Origin of the sequence: Pseudomonas sp. 32_A, assembly GCF_017490905.1 — a bacterium.
GTDB lineage: Bacteria > Pseudomonadota > Gammaproteobacteria > Pseudomonadales > Pseudomonadaceae > Aquipseudomonas > Aquipseudomonas inefficax.
In genome coordinates this window covers 17,910-34,323 of sequence record NZ_JAFGYI010000035.1, presented here as the reverse complement: position 1 = coordinate 34,323, position 16,414 = coordinate 17,910, and the positions used below count along the sequence as shown (strand labels likewise).

The 16,414-nt window shown below is 65.5% G+C and carries 15 protein-coding genes; 12 read left to right on the top strand and 3 right to left on the bottom strand.

The genetic code is table 11. The annotated features are described in order from the left end of the window. Positions 1-4: 4 nt before the first annotated feature. Genes tssK through tagH form a run of 3 tightly spaced genes read right to left on the bottom strand, consistent with a single transcriptional unit; the run spans position 5 to position 2,923 of the window. Positions 5-1,339, bottom strand: coding sequence for a type VI secretion system baseplate subunit TssK (gene tssK / locus J5M58_RS19635; protein WP_112253441.1), 1,335 nt, complete (start codon positions 1,337-1,339; stop codon positions 5-7). A 15-nt stretch (positions 1,340-1,354) separates the two neighbouring features. Continuing rightward, positions 1,355-1,852, bottom strand: coding sequence for a type VI secretion system lipoprotein TssJ (gene tssJ / locus J5M58_RS19630; RefSeq protein WP_207879246.1), 498 nt, complete (start codon positions 1,850-1,852; stop codon positions 1,355-1,357). 39 nt (positions 1,853-1,891) lie between these two features. After that, the gene (gene tagH / locus J5M58_RS19625) at positions 1,892-2,923 is read right to left on the bottom strand and encodes a type VI secretion system-associated FHA domain protein TagH (RefSeq protein WP_207879243.1); all 1,032 of its coding nucleotides are present in this window, start codon (positions 2,921-2,923) and stop codon (positions 1,892-1,894) included. A gap of 396 nt (positions 2,924-3,319) precedes the next feature. On the opposite strand from tagH, the gene tssA reads away from it, so the two are divergent. From tssA to J5M58_RS19565, 12 genes are all read left to right on the top strand, one after another. Continuing rightward, the gene (tssA, locus tag J5M58_RS19620; RefSeq protein ID WP_207879241.1) at positions 3,320-4,357 is read left to right on the top strand and encodes a type VI secretion system protein TssA; all 1,038 of its coding nucleotides are present in this window, start codon (positions 3,320-3,322) and stop codon (positions 4,355-4,357) included. 72 nt (positions 4,358-4,429) lie between these two features. Continuing rightward, positions 4,430-4,945 (top strand): type VI secretion system contractile sheath small subunit, encoded by a 516-nt coding sequence (gene tssB / locus J5M58_RS19615; RefSeq protein WP_025340314.1) that lies wholly within the window; start codon positions 4,430-4,432, stop codon positions 4,943-4,945. An 11-nt stretch (positions 4,946-4,956) separates the two neighbouring features. Beyond that, positions 4,957-6,453 (top strand): type VI secretion system contractile sheath large subunit, encoded by a 1,497-nt coding sequence (gene tssC / locus J5M58_RS19610; RefSeq protein WP_133974866.1) that lies wholly within the window; start codon positions 4,957-4,959, stop codon positions 6,451-6,453. A gap of 71 nt (positions 6,454-6,524) precedes the next feature. Then, positions 6,525-7,013, top strand: coding sequence for a type VI secretion system tube protein Hcp (locus J5M58_RS19605; protein WP_112253436.1), 489 nt, complete (start codon positions 6,525-6,527; stop codon positions 7,011-7,013). 70 nt (positions 7,014-7,083) lie between these two features. After that, positions 7,084-7,524, top strand: a complete 441-nt coding sequence (locus J5M58_RS19600) for a type VI secretion system amidase effector protein Tae4 (protein ID WP_207879239.1) — start codon at positions 7,084-7,086, stop codon at positions 7,522-7,524. Continuing rightward, positions 7,521-7,961 carry a hypothetical protein gene (locus J5M58_RS19595; RefSeq protein WP_207879237.1) on the top strand — a complete coding sequence of 147 codons (441 nt, stop codon included), beginning with the start codon at positions 7,521-7,523 and terminating at the stop codon, positions 7,959-7,961. Before J5M58_RS19600 ends, J5M58_RS19595 begins: the two co-directional genes overlap by 4 nt. Next, positions 7,955-8,470, top strand: a complete 516-nt coding sequence (gene tssE, locus J5M58_RS19590; RefSeq protein WP_112253434.1) for a type VI secretion system baseplate subunit TssE — start codon at positions 7,955-7,957, stop codon at positions 8,468-8,470. The genes J5M58_RS19595 and tssE overlap by 7 nt, the downstream gene beginning before the upstream one ends. Further along, complete coding sequence (tssF, locus tag J5M58_RS19585) at positions 8,467-10,329, top strand: type VI secretion system baseplate subunit TssF (RefSeq protein WP_112253433.1); 1,863 nt, start codon at positions 8,467-8,469, stop codon at positions 10,327-10,329. Before tssE ends, tssF begins: the two co-directional genes overlap by 4 nt. Further along, entirely contained in the window at positions 10,326-11,342 is a 1,017-nt protein-coding gene (gene tssG / locus J5M58_RS19580; RefSeq protein WP_112253432.1) for a type VI secretion system baseplate subunit TssG, read from the top strand. Before tssF ends, tssG begins: the two co-directional genes overlap by 4 nt. Beyond that, positions 11,335-14,010, top strand: a complete 2,676-nt coding sequence (gene tssH, locus J5M58_RS19575) for a type VI secretion system ATPase TssH (RefSeq protein WP_207879235.1) — start codon at positions 11,335-11,337, stop codon at positions 14,008-14,010. The genes tssG and tssH overlap by 8 nt, the downstream gene beginning before the upstream one ends. 11 nt (positions 14,011-14,021) lie before the next feature. Further along, entirely contained in the window at positions 14,022-15,959 is a 1,938-nt protein-coding gene (locus J5M58_RS19570; protein ID WP_207879233.1) for a type VI secretion system tip protein VgrG, read from the top strand. 11 nt (positions 15,960-15,970) lie between these two features. After that, entirely contained in the window at positions 15,971-16,405 is a 435-nt protein-coding gene (locus J5M58_RS19565) for a DcrB-related protein (protein ID WP_112253429.1), read from the top strand. Positions 16,406-16,414: the final 9 nt, after the last annotated feature.

Genomic DNA, 16,414 nt, shown 5'->3' with positions numbered 1-16,414 from the left:
CGGGTTATCCTCGAATGGCCCAGAAGGCCAGGCTCAGGCCGGGGAACTCGCCGGCGACGTAGAAGGCAAAGCCACCGGAGTGTTGCAACTGCTTCCAGTGCTCGCTGCCCCGGTCGAGTTCGAAATAGGTGGCGCCGGCATGGAACGGAATCTGCCGGGGCGCCACCGGCAACGGCAGCAGGCCGATGCCCGGCAGTTGCAGGTTGACCAGATCGCGGATGTGTTCCACCGAGCCGATCTTGCTCTGCTGACCAAAGCGGCTACGCAGGGTCTCGCTGGGCACGTCGGCACGCACCACCAGGACGAAACTGGCGCTGTCGAGCAGGCTGCGGTCGGCAAGCATGCCAACGTGGATGCCATAGGCCTTTTCGACGATGGGAATGGCCACCGCCTTGCTGTCGATCAGCGTCGACAAGGCCTCGCGCAAGGCTGCCATCACGGGGGCGAAGGTCGCCGCCAGGTCGTCGTGCTGATAGACCGGGAAGCTGTGCGGGCGGCGGCCATCGCGGGTGAAGGTAGCGAACTCGCCAGCCAGGGCCACCAGCTCGCTGTACAACCGCTCGGGGTGCAGCGGGCTCAGCTGGTTGAGGTGTTCGACCAGCGGCTGGGCACGGTTGACCAGTTGCAGCAGCATGAAGTCGGCAATTTCCGACGCCCCGCCATTGGCCGAGGCGACCACCCTGCCTGCCAGCGCTTCGCCACGCTGGTGCAGCAGGCCCAGCAACTCGCCGCAGAAGCCAGACAGTTGTTGGCTGGCTGCCACATCGAGTACCGGCGGGATGTAGCTGTCATCCACTACCAGCGCGCGATCGGCGCGCTTTTCGCGGATGCGCAGCATGCCAAGGGCGGCGTAGTCGCTCAGGCCATCCTCGCTGCGCAGCAGGCGCAGGGCGCGGCTGCCAAGGGCCAGCGGAGCACGGTTTTCGAACGGCGCGTTGTCGTCACGCACTTCGCTGACTCGGCTGATGTAACGGGCGCCAGCGACGGCTTCGCCCTCGTCGACGGTGTCGCGAGCCCCCGCCCGCTTGAGTGGTAGCCCCAGGTGGATAACGCCATCGCGCAGATCGTCGGGCACTTCCAGCGGCGCAGGTGGCAGGTCGTCACGGGGGATATCGAACGGCGTGCCGTCGGGCAGCAGGCCACGGGCGCTGAGGATCGCCACCTTGCCCTGGGCAAGCAGGCCCTGGTCGAGCAGCAGCTCGGAGAACCCCCAAGCAGCCACGCCAAGCGGGCGGCTGCGGGCATCGACCAAGTGTTCGAGGTAGCGATCATGCTGTTGGAAATGCTGGGTCGTGATGAACATGCCTTCCGACCACACCACGCGATTGTTCCAGGACATGGGGACTCCGATTGCCTAGCGGGCAGGTTCAGGTTGTGAGGTGGCCACGGCGCTGCGCACGGCACGCACATCGAGGCTGATCTGATAATCCCGCGGCGGCACCGGCAGCACGCTGCGCCACTGGGCCTGGTCGATTTCGCGGTAACCGACCACCAGGCCGATGTGGCGAGTGGCAGGATCGAGCGGGCGTTCCAGGCGCAATTGCCCACCGGGCTGCAGCAGCACTTCGTCCTGGTCGATCAGGTCGGCGCCGAGGGTGGCCTGGGCGCGCTCGGCCAAGGCGAAGTAGTCGGCGCGGGCGAAAGCCGCGCTGTTCTTCAACTCGTACAGGCGCACGCGTACCGGCGCTGGCGTGCCGCCAGGGCCGGGGTTCAGCCCCTCGGCGGCACTGAAATACAGGGTCACGGCTGCGCTGTCCGGGGCACTGTCGGCAGCGGGGGCAACCGGCGAGTCCTTGCTACAGGCAGCCAGCAGCACCAGGCTCAGGGCTGCGACCAGTCGTATTGCTTTCATCCTTGTCCTCTTGACGTACCGTGGTCTTCCTGGGGGCGCTCAGCTACGTTGCAAACGGCTGCTGTGGGCCTCGTAGGCGCGGCTGAATTCGCGGCCGAACAGTTCCTGGAAATCGTCTTCGGCCTCACGGGAGATCTGCCCGTAAAGCTCGGTGAACTGCTGCCAGCAGTGGGCCTGACGCGAACCACCGAACAACTTGGCCAGCCCGGCCGCGGGTGCCAGGCGCTGCTCCAGGCGCGCCGGCTGGAAACACTCGAGCAAGTGCTTGATTGCGGCCTGCACACCCGCCATCACCGCCAACTGGTGAGCGCGCACATCATCGAAGCTTTCGCGCACGGCCTGGTCCGGCGCCATGAACGCCTGGTTGCCGTGGCGCAGCAACAGCAGCAACGCCTCGTCGGCATTGGGGGCGAACTTCAGCGGGTTGTTCTGCACCGGGGCAATGGTGGTCTGCTGCATGCGGAACTCGCCCTTCAGGCTGCTGCGTGCACGCAACACATCGATCAGGCCCTCTACCATCAGGCGGTAGCTATGGCCGATGGCTTCCATCTGCGCGGCGGCGTCGGCGGCGTCGATGCGCAGGTGCTCGATACCAGCGCCACGCAGGAACGCCTGCAGCAACGCGTCGCTGCTTGCAGCCGGCGCACCGGAAATCGCCGGGGCTGGGGCGGCTGGGGCCGCCACCTGGTTGGCCATCAGCGCCTCGAAACTGTGCGCCTGGGGTTCGCCATCCAGGGCGCCGGGCAGGTTCGCGTCGATGCGCGCCTGTATCTCGTATTCGCCAATGCGGATAACTTCGCCATCCAGCAATTGCTCACTGTTACCGCGACGCAAGCGAATACCGGCGCGAACTAATTCCACACCGTTCGTACTGTCATCGGTCAAATAATATCGCCCATCCTTGAACTGGATCACACAATGCCTGGCCGATACCAACCGCTCCGGATCAGGAAGTACCCAGTCATTATCCGTCGCGCGGCCAAGCGTGATGGCACCGGTTTCCAACCGCATCTCCGGGCATTGGCCGGGAGTAATCTTGTGGTAACTAGTGATATTTAGGCAAAGTGCCATCACGCCTCCATGCATCCATTTAAAACGTCGATCCATCCATTTGAGTTACTTTTTCACAGCCACTCAAAAATGGCTGAACCCCTTGATTTACGGGGCTTTGCACATACAACCGAACATGCCAGGGCTATTCAAAGCCAACGCCGAGGCTAACCGAATGGAACCGGACGAGCGGTGCCCGGTAACTGCCAACGAATTCACAGGTGGCACTCGGGGGCGCGTAGCTTACCTTGACACTCGCGAATAAATAAACCATAAATGCGCAACTTCGAAGTGCCAAAACAATATCACCATGATATCACCCCGGCACTCTTTGGAAAGTTTGTGCGCCAGTTCACACTTGCAACTACGCACACACAACACGCCCTCACCAAGGGCCGATATGGAGATCGAATTCTGGTGAACGCATCGCCGTTGCTCGCCGCTGTTTCCGCTGACTTCCCCTGCGGCGATGACCTCGAATATGACGCCGAGTTTCTGCAACTGGAACGTGACGCCCAGGGCCGCCCCGAGCGCGTCATGGGCGACGCTGTGCAGCCTGCAGAGCCACCGCAGTGGCGCGATATCGAGCAGGCAAGCACGACCTTGCTGCAACGCAGCAAGGACCTGCGCATCACCCATTTCCTGCTTCAGGCCAACCTGGCCCTGCACGGCCTGCCAGGGCTTGCCGCCAGCCTGGAACTGATCCGCGACCTGCTCGGCGAGTATTGGCTGCACCTGCACCCACAACTGGACGCCGCCGACGACAACGACCCAACGGTACGGGTCAACGCCCTGGCCGGCCTGACCTGCGACACCAACATCGCGCTGCTGCGTGACGCCGTGCTGGTGCGCTCACGTGCCTTCGGCCCGGTCACCCTGCGCGCGGCGCTGCACGCCGCAGGCGTGCAGCATTTCGCCAGCGAACAGCTCAGCGCCGAGGAACTGGCCGCCGCCCTGCGTGACGCCGACGCCGACCAGTTGCAGCAATGCCAAGAGGCGTTGCGGCTGGCCCGCGAGGCCGTGGACGCCATCGAGAACCGGGTCAACGACCAGGTCGGATCGGCCAGTGGTATCGATTTGTCAGCCTTGCGCCAGCCGCTGCGCCAGGTGCAGCAGGTACTGGCCGACTACTGCCCCGACGGGGCGGGCCCAGCCCCGGAAGCCGCTAACGCGCCATCTGCCGAAAGCGATGACGACCGGCTGACGATCGCCGGTGCTGCCCCCGACACACGGCCGGCTGCCCGCCCCGGCGAAGTCAACAGCCGCGAAGACGTGCAGCTGAGCCTCGACCGCCTGTTGCAGTACTACGCACGCCACGAACCCTCCAGCCCGCTGCCGGTACTGCTGCACCGGGCGAAGAAGCTGGTCAATGCCGATTTCGCAACCATTGTGCGCGACCTGATCCCCGATGGCTGGTCGCAATTCGAGAACCTGCGCGGCCCCGAGGACAACTGACGTCCTCGGCCCGCATCAACACCGACGCCCGCAACAAACAGCCCCGCCGCACCGGCGACCAGGAGGAACAACGTGGCGAAAGACAGCTCCCAGAAATTCATCGCGCGCAACCGTGCGCCGCGGGTGCAGATCGAATATGACGTCGAGCTCTACGGCGCCGAGAAGAAAGTCCAGTTGCCGTTCGTCATGGGCGTGCTGTCGGACCTTGCCGGCAAGCCGGCCGAGCCGCTGCCAGCGGTGGCCGAGCGCAAGTTCCTGGAAATCGACGTCGACAACTTCGACTCGCGCCTGAAGGCGATGAAGCCACGCGTGGCCTTCAACGTGCCCAACGAACTGACCGGCGAAGGCAACCTGAGCCTGGACATCACCTTCGAGAGCATGGACGACTTCAGCCCGGCCGCCGTGGCACGCAAGGTCGATGCCCTCAACCAGTTGCTCGAGGCCCGCACCCAATTGGCCAACCTGCTGACCTACATGGACGGCAAGACCGGTGCCGAGGACATCATCCTCAAGGCCATCAAGGACCCGGCCCTGCTGCAGGCCCTGGCCAGCGCACCGAAACCCGTCGACAACGAGCCCAAGGCCTGAGGAGACAGCTCATGAACGATCCATTGCGCGACGCCCAGGGCCAGCCGGCAGCTGCCACCCAGGACCCGAGCGAGTTCGCCAACCTGCTGCTGCAGGAATTCAAGCCCAAGACCGAACGTGCCAAGGAAGCGGTCGAAAGCGCCGTGCGCACGCTGGCCGAGCAGGCCCTGGCGCAGACCAGCCTGGTATCCGACGATGCCATCGGCTCGATCGAGCAGATCATTGCCGCCATCGACGCCAAGCTGACCGCGCAGGTCAACCAGATCATCCATCACGACGACTTCCAGCAGCTGGAAAGCGCCTGGCGTGGCCTGCACTACCTGGTGAACAACACTGAGAGCGACGAGCAGCTGAAGATTCGCGTGCTCAACGTCTCGAAGACCGAGCTGCACAAGACCTTGAAGAAGTTCAAGGGCACCGCCTGGGACCAGAGCCCGGTGTTCAAGAAGCTGTACGAGGAAGAGTACGGCCAGTTCGGCGGCGAACCCTATGGCTGCCTGGTCGGTGACTACTACTTCGACCAGTCGCCACCCGACGTCGAACTGCTGGGCGAGATGTCGAAGATCTGCGCCTCTATGCACGCGCCGTTCATTGCCGCCGCCTCGCCGACCGTGATGGGCATGGGCTCCTGGCAGGAACTGAGCAACCCGCGCGACCTGACCAAGATCTTCACCACACCGGAATATGCCGGCTGGCGCTCGCTGCGTGAGTCCGAAGACTCGCGCTACATCGGCCTGACCATGCCGCGCTTCCTGGCGCGCCTGCCTTATGGCGCCAAGACCGACCCGGTAGAGGCGTTTGCCTTTGAAGAAGACACCGACGGCGCCGACAGCAGCAAGTACACCTGGGCCAATGCCGCCTATGCCATGGCCGTGAACATCAACCGTTCGTTCAAGTATTACGGCTGGTGCTCGCGCATTCGTGGCGTGGAGTCGGGTGGCGAAGTGCAGGGCCTGCCGGCGCACACCTTCCCCACCGACGACGGTGGCGTGGACATGAAGTGCCCGACCGAAATCGCCATTTCCGACCGCCGCGAAGCGGAGCTGGCCAAGAACGGTTTCATGCCGCTGCTGCACAAGAAGAACACCGACTTCGCTGCCTTCATCGGTGCCCAGTCGCTGCAGAAGCCGGCCGAATACGACGACCCGGACGCCACCGCCAACGCCAACCTGGCCGCGCGCCTGCCGTACCTGTTCGCTACCTGCCGCTTCGCTCACTACCTCAAGTGCATCGTTCGCGACAAGATCGGCTCGTTCAAGGAGAAGGACGAGATGCAGCGCTGGCTGCAGGACTGGATCCTCAACTACGTCGACGGCGACCCGGCGCACTCCACCGAGACCACCAAGGCCCAGCACCCGCTGGCAGCGGCCGAAGTAGTGGTCGAGGACGTCGAAGGCAACCCGGGCTACTACAACTCGCGCTTCTACCTGCGCCCGCACTATCAGCTCGAAGGGCTGACCGTGTCGCTGCGCCTGGTATCGAAGCTGCCTTCGGCCAAAGGGGCCTGACCGCCCCCGGGGCTGCCTGACAGCCCCAACTGCACCAAACCGCCAACCTGACGCGTAATACCGAGGACATCATGGCTGTAGATATTTTCATCAAGATCGGCGACATCAAGGGCGAGTCCCACGACAAGGGCCACAAGGACGAAATCGACGTGCTCAACTGGAGCTGGGGCATGTCCCAGTCCGGCAACATGCACATGGGCAGCGGCGGCGGCTCGGGCAAGGTCAACATCCAGGATCTGTCGATCACCAAGTACATCGACAAGTCCAGCCCCAACCTGATGGCCCACTGCTCCAGCGGCAAGCACATCGACAAGGTCAAGCTGACCGTGCGCAAGGCCGGTGGCGAGAGCCAGGTCGAGTACCTGATCATCAACCTTGAAGAAGTCATCATCAGCTCGCTGAGCACCGGTGGCTCGGGCAGCGACGACCGCCTGACCGAGCACGTGACCCTGAACTTCGCCAAGGTCACCGTCGACTATCAGCCGCAGAAAGCCGACGGCACCAAGGAAGGCGGCCCGATCAAGTACGGCTGGAACATCCGCTCCAACGTCAAGATCTGACCGACCGCGCCCGCGCCGCCTGGCTGGCGCGGGCGCCTTTCCCCACCTCACCCGCTCACGGTGAACCCCAATGGCCAAGCCTTCTTTCATCAACCTCTGGAATGCCTACCCGACCGACTCCTCGCCTTGCGACGGCGGCTGGGACAACCAGTGCGCCATTCGCATGAGTATCGCGCTCAACGGCGAGCACACCATCAAGGTGAACGCCGGTACCTACAGCGAACCACGTTGTGCCCATGGCCATGCCCGGGGTGCCGAGTCGCTGGCCAACTGGCTGTGGAAGCACCATCTCGGCGCCCCGCTGCAACTGAGCGGCAGTGCAGGCGACCGCCTCAAGCTCGGCCAGAAGCGCGGCATCATTTTCTTCAAGGACTGCTTCGCCCGTGCCGGGCAGGCATTCGACGACCGTACCGGCGATCACATCGACCTGTGGGACAGAGGCCGGGTCACGGGCTATTTCGCCGACCAGGCCCATCGTTCCAAGGCCGTCTGGTTCTGGGAGCTGAAATGAAACGTGCGCTCAAAGCCATCCCGGCCCTGCTGGTCGCGTTCGCCCTGAATGCGTGTGCCCAGCCCCCCGCTCCCTCGTCGAACGCGGCGCCTGAGGTTACCCTTGCCGGGAAAACGCTTGCGCTGGTGAACCACGAAGGCCGCTGCGCGCTGCGCAAGGCCGATGCCTCGCTGTTGCAGCTGGACATGCCCTGGCCCTGCCAGCTCAGCCCGGAGCGAGATGGCGGCAAGCCTCGCGTGGAGCAGTTCAATGGCGCACAGATCATTATTGTCAGCCATGTGCAGCCAGACCCGTCACAGCCCGGCCGTTGCGATAGCCAGTACCAGGCTGTTCGCCAGCTGGGCGAGCGCCTGGAGCCCTCCATCCTGGCGCGTGGCGCCAGTTGCTGGAACGGCCCTGTAGACCAGAAGAACTTCGTGGGGTTGTTCGAGTGGTAGCCGAAATCGCCGCCCGCGACCGCCTGCAGCCCTCGCTGCTGGACCGTCTGACCGACGACGACCCGGGCAACCCGCAGGAAGCCCCGGACAAGCGCGTGCTCAGCCTGCACCAGCTCAAGGCCTCGGTACTGCGCGACCTCGCCTGGCTGCTCAACACCACTTCGCTGCTCGACAGCGCCACTACCTTGGGCACCCCGGCCGGGGCTTCGGTGATCAACTACGGCCTGCCGGCCCTGGCCGGCAACAGCGCCTCGAACATCGACCTGGCCGCCCTGGAGCGCATCATCCACCAGGCCATCACCACCTACGAGCCACGCATCCTCGCTCATACCCTCAAGGTGCGGGCCCAGGCCGCACCTGGCGAGATGAATGCCAACGCCCTGAGTTTCGAAATCGAAGGCGACCTGTGGGCCCAGCCGGCGGCCTTGCCGTTGCTGCTGCAGACCGAGGTGGACCTTGAGTCCGGCCATGTGCGCGTGGCCCCTGCCGAACGCCGGAGGCGTGCATGAACCCGCGCCTGCTCGAGCTGTACAACCAGGAGCTGCAGCACATCCGCGAGAGTGCGGCGGAGTTCGCCCGGGAATACCCGAAAATCGCCGGGCGCCTGACGCTGTCCGGGGTCGAGTGTGCCGACCCCTATGTCGAGCGCCTGCTCGAAGGCTTCGCCTACCTCACCGCACGGGTGCAGCTCAAGCTGGACGCCGAGTACCCGACCTTCACCCACAACCTGCTGGAGATCGCCTACCCGCACTACCTGGCGCCGACCCCATCGATGACCGTGGTGCAACTGCAGACCGACCCCGACGAGGGTTCGCTGGCCGCCGGTTTCCGCCTGCCGCGTGACAGCGTGCTGCGCGCCAACCTGGGGCGCAACTCGCAGACCCCATGCGAGTTCCGCAGCACCCAGGACGTCACGCTCTGGCCCTTGCAGGTAGCCCGCGCCGAGTACTTCGGCAACCCCGGCGCTGTACTCGGGCGCCTGGCCAGCAGCGTGCCGCAAGCCCGCGCCGGCCTGCGCCTGACCCTGCGCAGTGGCGCCGAGGTGCCGTTCGCCAGCTTGCCGCTCAGCCATCTGCCGCTGTACCTCAACGGCGCCGACGAAACCCCGTTCCGCCTCTACGAGCAACTGCTGGGCAGCGCCTGTGCGGTGTTCGTGCGCCAACCCGGCGCCGACTGGGTGGAACGTATTCCGGTCGAACAGGCCCTGCGCCCGTGTGGCTTCGATGACCGCGAAGCAGCGTTGCCGGTGGTGCCCCAGGCCTTCCAGGGCTACCGCCTGCTGCAGGAGTACTTCGCCCTGCCGCAGCGCTTCCTGTTCGTCGATTTTGCCGGGCTGGAGCCGGCCGTACAGCGCTGCACCGGCCAGACGCTGGAAGTGCTGGTTTTGTTCGAGCGCTTCGACCAGAGCCTGGAGGGCAGCGTCGGCGCGGGCCAGTTCGTGCCGTTCTGCACCCCGGCGATCAACCTGTTCCCGCGCCGTGTCGACCGCCTGCACCTTTCCGATCGGGTGCATGAACACCACGTGATCGCCGACCGCACCCGGCCCACCGATTTCGAGATCCATTCCCTGCAGCGGGTCACCGGCCATGGTACCGGCCCGGATCAGGAATTCCTGCCGTTCTACGCGGTGCGCGACCCGTCGCGCTACGGCCGCGACCAGGCCTACTACATCGTGCGCCGCGAGCCGCGGGTGTTGTCCAGCGACCAGCGACGCAATGGCACCCGCTCCAGCTACATGGGCAGCGAAACGTTCATCAGCCTGGTCGATGGCCAGCAGGCGCCCTACCGCCACGACCTGCGCCAGTTGGGTATCAGCGCCCTGTGCAGCAACCGCGACCTGCCACTGTTCATGAGTGTTGGCGACGGGCGCAGCGACTTCAGCCTGGCCGACAGCGCGCCGGTCGCCGGCGTGCGATGCCTGGCCGGCCCGAGTCGGCCCAAGGCCAGCCATGCCCATGACAACCGCGCCTGGCGCCTGATCAGCCAGCTGTCGCTGAACTACCTGTCGCTGGCCGAGCATGGCCAGGGCGCCGCCGCCCTGCGCGAATTGCTGCGCCTGTATGGCGACCCGCAGGACAGCGCCCTGAACCTGCAGATCGACGGCCTGCGCGACGTCAGTAGCAAGCCCTGCACCCGACGCCTGCCGATGCCCGGGCCGATCGTTTTCGGGCGTGGCCTGGAGATCACCCTGACCTTCGACGAAAACGCCTTCCGCGGGACCGGCGTGTTCCTGCTCGGCGCGGTGTTCGAGCGCTTCCTGACCCGCTACGTGTCGATCAACAGCTTCACCGAAACGGTACTGCGCACCAGCGAACGCGGCGAGATCATGCGCTGGGCGGCCAAACCGGGGCGCAGGCCGACCTTATGAACACCTTGCAGGCCATGCAGGACGAGCCTTGGGCGTACGACTTCTTCCAGGCGCTGCGCCGCCTCGAGGCGCAATACCCCGAGCTGCCACGCTTCGGCCATTCCCTGCGCCTGGCCGACGAGCCAGTGCGCCTGGGCCAGCGCCTGGACTGCGGGTTCGCCCCGGCGACCCTGGCCTCTGTCAGCGCCGACGGCAACCAGCCGGCGCGCCTGGAGCAGTTCTTCTTCGGCCTCGGTGGGCCCAACGGGCCACTGCCACTGCACCTGACCGAATACATGCGCGAGCGCCAGCGCAACCATGCCGACTCGACCAGCAAGGCCTTCCTCGATGTCTTCCATCACCGCCTGCTGAGCCTGTTCTACCGTGCCTGGGCCGAAGCCCGACCGACCGTCAGCCACGATCGCCCGGGTGATGATTACTGGGCCGCGCGCCTGGCGGCGCTCAGTGGCCGTGGCCAACCAGAACTGCAAGGCCAGGGCGCGTTGGCAGACACCGCCAAACTGCACTGGTCCGGCCACCTGAGCGCGCAAACCCGTTACCCGGACGGCCTGTGCAGCATCCTCAGCGGGTATTTCGGCGTGCCTGTGGCGCTTGAAGAATACGTCGGCCAATGGCTTGAACTGCCCGAACGCAGCCAGCTCGGCGTGCGCGCCAACCGCCTGGGCGTGGACCTGTGCCTGGGCCGCTACGTCTGGGACCGCCAGCACAAGTTCCGGCTGTGCCTCGGCCCGCTCAGCCTCGACCAGTACCACGCCCTGCTACCCGGCGGACAGGCCTTCGTCGAACTGGCGGCATGGGTCGCCGAATACCTGGGCCAGGAACTGGACTGGGACCTCAACCTGATTCTCGCGCAGGACCAGGTGCCTGCGTTGCAACTCAATGCCGGCCAGCGCCTCGGTTTCGATACCTGGCTCGGCCGCCCTCCGCACGATGCACGCGACCTGAAGCTGGCCCGGTACTACGCCGACCAGCCGGCCGCCGCCCACCATACAAGGAACCAGGACCATGGGTGAAATCAGCCGCGCCGCGCTGTTCGGCAAACTCAACAGCATCGCCTACAAGGCCATCGAGGCCGCAACGGTGTTCTGCAAGCTGCGGGGCAACCCCTATGTCGAACTGGTGCACTGGCTGCACCAGTTGCTGCAACTGCAGGACAGCGACTTGCACCGTATCGTGCGCCAGTGCGATATAGAGCCGGCGCGCCTGGCCCGCGACCTGACCGATGCGCTGGACCGGCTGCCGCGCGGTTCGACGTCGATCACCGACCTGTCCTCGCAGGTGGAAGAAGCCGTCGAGCGCGGCTGGGTTTACGGCAGCCTGATGTTCGGCGAGAGCCAGGTGCGCACCGGTTACCTGCTGGTTGGCATTCTCAAGACCCCGAGCCTGCGCCACGCCTTGCTGGGGCTGTCGAGCGAGTTCGCCAAGCTGAAGGTCGAGGCGTTGAGCGAACGCTTCAGCGAATACGTGGGCGACTCGCCGGAGAACCACCTGGGCGCCACCGACGGTTTCAGTGCTGCGCAACCTGGCGAAGCCAGCGGCGCCGTGGCGCCCGCGGCGATGGGCAAGCAGGAGGCGCTCAAGCGCTTTACCGTCGACCTGACCGAACAGGCCCGCAGCGGCAAGCTCGACCCTATCGTCGGCCGTGACGAAGAGATCCGCCAGCTGGTCGACATCCTCATGCGCCGCCGGCAGAACAACCCGATCCTTACTGGCGAGGCCGGTGTCGGCAAGACCGCCGTGGTCGAAGGCTTCGCCTTGCGCATCGTCGCCGGCGACGTGCCGCCGGCGCTCAAGGACGTCGAGCTGCGCAGCCTGGACGTCGGCCTGCTGCAGGCCGGCGCCAGCATGAAAGGCGAGTTCGAGCAGCGCCTGCGCCAGGTGATCGAGGATGTGCAGGCTTCGCCCAAGCCGATCATCCTGTTCATCGATGAAGCGCACACCCTGGTCGGTGCCGGTGGCGCTGCCGGCACCGGCGATGCCGCCAACCTGCTCAAGCCGGCGCTCGCCCGTGGCAGCCTGCGCACGGTGGCGGCAACCACCTGGGCCGAGTACAAGAAGCACATCGAGAAGGACCCGGCGCTGACCCGCCGCTTCCAGGTGGTGCAGGTGGACGAGCCGAGCGAAGCCAAGGCGCTGCTGATGATGCGTGGAGTGGCATCGACCATGGAGCAGCACCACCAGGTGCAGATCCTCGACGAAGCGCTCGAAGCCGCGGTCAAGCTGTCGCACCGCTACATCCCGGCGCGCCAGTTGCCGGACAAGTCGGTGAGCCTGCTCGATACCGCCTGCGCGCGCGTGGCCATCAGCCTGCACGCGGTGCCGGCCGAGGTCGACGACAGCCGCCGGCGTATCGAGGCGCTGGAGGTCGAGCAGGCGATCATTGCCCGTGAAGCCGCCATCGGCGTGCCTACCGCGCAGCGCCAGGCCCAGGCCGAAACCCTGCTGGCCGAAGAGCGCCAACGCCTGGCCACGCTGGAAAGCCGCTGGGCCGAAGAAAAGGCCCTGGTCGACCAGTTGCTGGCCACCCGTGCCCAGCTGCGCGACCAGGCCGGGGTGGTCGACCAGGACGCGCAGGTGCCTGGCAACCCTGAACTGCGCGAAACGCTGGCCGACCTGCAACGGCGCCTGAGCGCCCTGCAAGGCGAGAGCCCGCTGATCCTGCCGACCGTGGACTACCAGGCAGTCGCCTCGGTGGTGGCCGACTGGACCGGGATCCCGGTGGGGCGCATGGCGCGCAACGAGATCGAGACCGTGCTCAACCTCGACAGCCTGTTGGCCAAGCGCATCATTGGCCAGGACCATGCGCTGAAAATGATCGCCAAGCGCATCCAGACCTCCCGCGCCGGCCTCGACAACCCGAACAAGCCGATTGGCGTGTTCATGCTCGCCGGCACCTCTGGCGTGGGCAAGACCGAGACTGCACTGGCCTTGGCCGAGGCGTTGTACGGCGGTGAACAGAACCTGATCACCATCAACATGAGCGAGTTCCAAGAGGCCCATACCGTCTCGACCCTCAAGGGCGCCCCACCTGGCTACGTCGGCTACGGCGAAGGCGGCGTGCTGACCGAGGCCGTGCGCCGCCGGCCGTACAGCGTGGTGCTGCTGGACGAGGTGGAGAAGGCCCACCCGGACGTGCACGAGATTTTCTTCCAGGTCTTCGACAAGGGCGTGATGGAGGACGGCGAAGGCCGCCAGATCGATTTCCGCAACACGCTGATTCTGCTCACCACCAACGCCGGTACCGAGCTCATCGCGCGCACCTGCAGCGACCCGCAGGCCCTGCCCGACCCGGACACGGTGGCCAGCCAGCTGCGCCAGCCGCTGCTGGAAATCTTCCCGCCGGCGCTGCTCGGCCGCCTGGTGACCATCCCCTACTACCCGCTCAGCGACGCCATGCTCAAGGCCATCACCCGCCTGCAACTGGAGCGCATCCGCAAGCGCGTGGAAGGCACGCACAAGGTCGGCTTCGCCTACGACGAAGGGGTGGTGGAGCTGATCGTCTCGCGCTGCAGCGAAACCGAAAGCGGTGGCCGCATGATCGACGCCATCCTCACCAACGGCCTGCTGCCGGACATGAGCCGCGAGTTCCTCACCCGCATGCTCGAAGGCAAGCCGCTGGCCAGCGTGCGCATCAGCCGCCACGACAACGACTTGCACTATGACTTCGGCGCAGCCGACTGACAGGACCGACCATGCTGTTCACGCAGTTCACGCGCCTGGCGCAGATCAACAGCCCGTTGGGGCCGGACAAGCTGATCCTGGCCGAAATGGGCGGCAGCGACGAGCTCGGCCGCTTGTTCGACTATGAGCTGCAGCTGACCAGCGACGACCCGGCCATCGACCTCAACGCCCTGCTGGGCAAGCCGATGAGCCTGAGCGTGCAGCAGGGCCTCGGCACGTCACGTTACTTCCATGGCATCGTCGCCCGCTGCAGCCAGTCGGTGGACCAGGGCCAGTTCGCCAGCTACCGGGTCACCCTGCGCCCATGGCTGTGGCTGCTGACCCGCACCAGCGACTGCCGCATCTTCCAGCACCAGAGCGCGCCGCAGATCATCAAGCAGGTGTTTCGCGATCTGGGCTTTTCCGATTTCGAGGATGCCCTGAGCCGCAGCTACCGCGAACGCGAATACTGCGTGCAGTACCGCGAGACCAGCTTCGACTTCGTCAGCCGGCTGATGGAAGAGGAAGGCATCTACTACTTCTTCCGCCATGAAGCGCAGCGCCACGTGCTGGTGCTGGCCGACGCCTATGGCGCGCACCCGCAGGTACCTGGTTACGAAACCGTGCCCTTCTACCCGCCGGACGGGCAGCACCGCGAGCGTGACCACATCAACGACTGGCACCTGGCCCAGGAAGTCCAGCCAGGTTCCCTGGAGCTCAACGACTACGACTTCCAGCGCCCCAGCGCGCGTATCGACGTGCGCTCGGCCATGCCACGCCCGCATCAGGCCGGTGACTACCCACTGTACGACTACCCCGGCGCCTACCAGCAAAGCCAGGATGGCGAGCATTACGCGCGTACGCGCCTGGAATCGCTGCAAAGCCTGCACGAGCGGGTCGAGCTGCGCGGCAACGCCCGAGGCCTGGGCAGCGGTCACTTGTTCAGCCTCAGCGGTTTCACCCGCCAGGACCAGAACCGCGAATACCTGATCGTCGGCGCACGCTACTACGTGCACCAGGAGCGCCTGGAAAGCGGCACCGGCAGCGGCGCGGCGCAATTCGAAAGCAACCTCAGCTGCATCGACGCACAGCAGAGCTTCCGCCCGCAGGGCAGCACCGTGCGGCCTATCGTCAAGGGCCCGCAGACCGCCGTGGTGGTCGGCCCCGCCGGCGAGGAGATCTGGACCGACCAGTATGGCCGGGTGAAAGTGCACTTCCACTGGGACCGCCACGACCAGTCCAACGAGAACAGCTCCTGCTGGATCCGCGTATCACAAGCCTGGGCCGGCAAGAACTGGGGCTCGATGCAGATCCCGCGCATCGGCCAGGAGGTGATCGTCAGCTTCCTCGAAGGCGACCCCGACCGGCCTATCATCACTGGCCGCGTCTACAACGCAGAACAGAGCGTGCCCTACGACTTGCCCGCCAATGCTACGCAAAGCGGCATGAAAAGCCGCTCGAGCAAAGGCGGCAGCCCGGCCAATTTCAATGAAATCCGCATGGAAGACAAAAAGGGCGCCGAGCAGATCTACGTGCATGCCGAGCGCAACATGGACACCGTGGTCGAGCAGAGCGAGACGCTGGCCGTCGGCATCAACCGCACCCAGACGGTGGGCATGCTGGAAACCATCACCATCGGCCAGGACCGCATCCGCGCCGTGCGTCGCGACGACATGTTGCTGGTCGGCGCCAGCAAGACCGATAGCGTCAGCACCAGCTACCTGATCGAAGTGGGTGAAAACCTGCGCCTGGTGTGCGGCAAGAGCGTCATCGAGCTCAACGCCAGCGGCCAGATCAACATCAGCTGCGAGCAGTTCAGCTTCCATGCCAAGCAGAACGGCGAGATCAATACCGACGGCACCCTCGACCTGAACGTCGGCAGTGGTGCGCAGACCGCGCCCGACAACCAGGGTGTGAAAAAGACCATCGACGACTCGGTGAAGGCGATCTTCTCCGGCTCCGACCAGTAACGAGACCTGTCATGAGTTATCGCGTCAACGAATTCCGCCTGGCCCTGCCCGATGCCGCCGTGCAGGACAGCAGCATCAACATCCTGCGCTTCGAGGCGCTGGCCACTTCGCTGATCATCAGCCGCAGCCTGCTGGCCGAAGGCGAGACCTTGCAGAGCAATTTCGACGGCCAGTTGCAGCGCCTGCAGCAGCAGGTCAAAGACCTGCGCATGCAGCCTGCCCAGGCGGTGCGGGTAGGCACCGAGCAGGCGATCGCCGCCATCGAGCTGAGCAGCCAGTTCAGCAAGGGCCAGGAAAAGGTCTATCAGTACCAGCTGGCCCTGGTGCTGCCGGGCACGCGCAAGATGTTTGCCTTGAGCTACGTCAAGGCCAGCCCGCTGGGCGCGGCCGAAGCGGCGCACTGGGCAACCATCAAGCAGTCGCTCGACTTCGACAACCTGGGCTGATCGCGCACC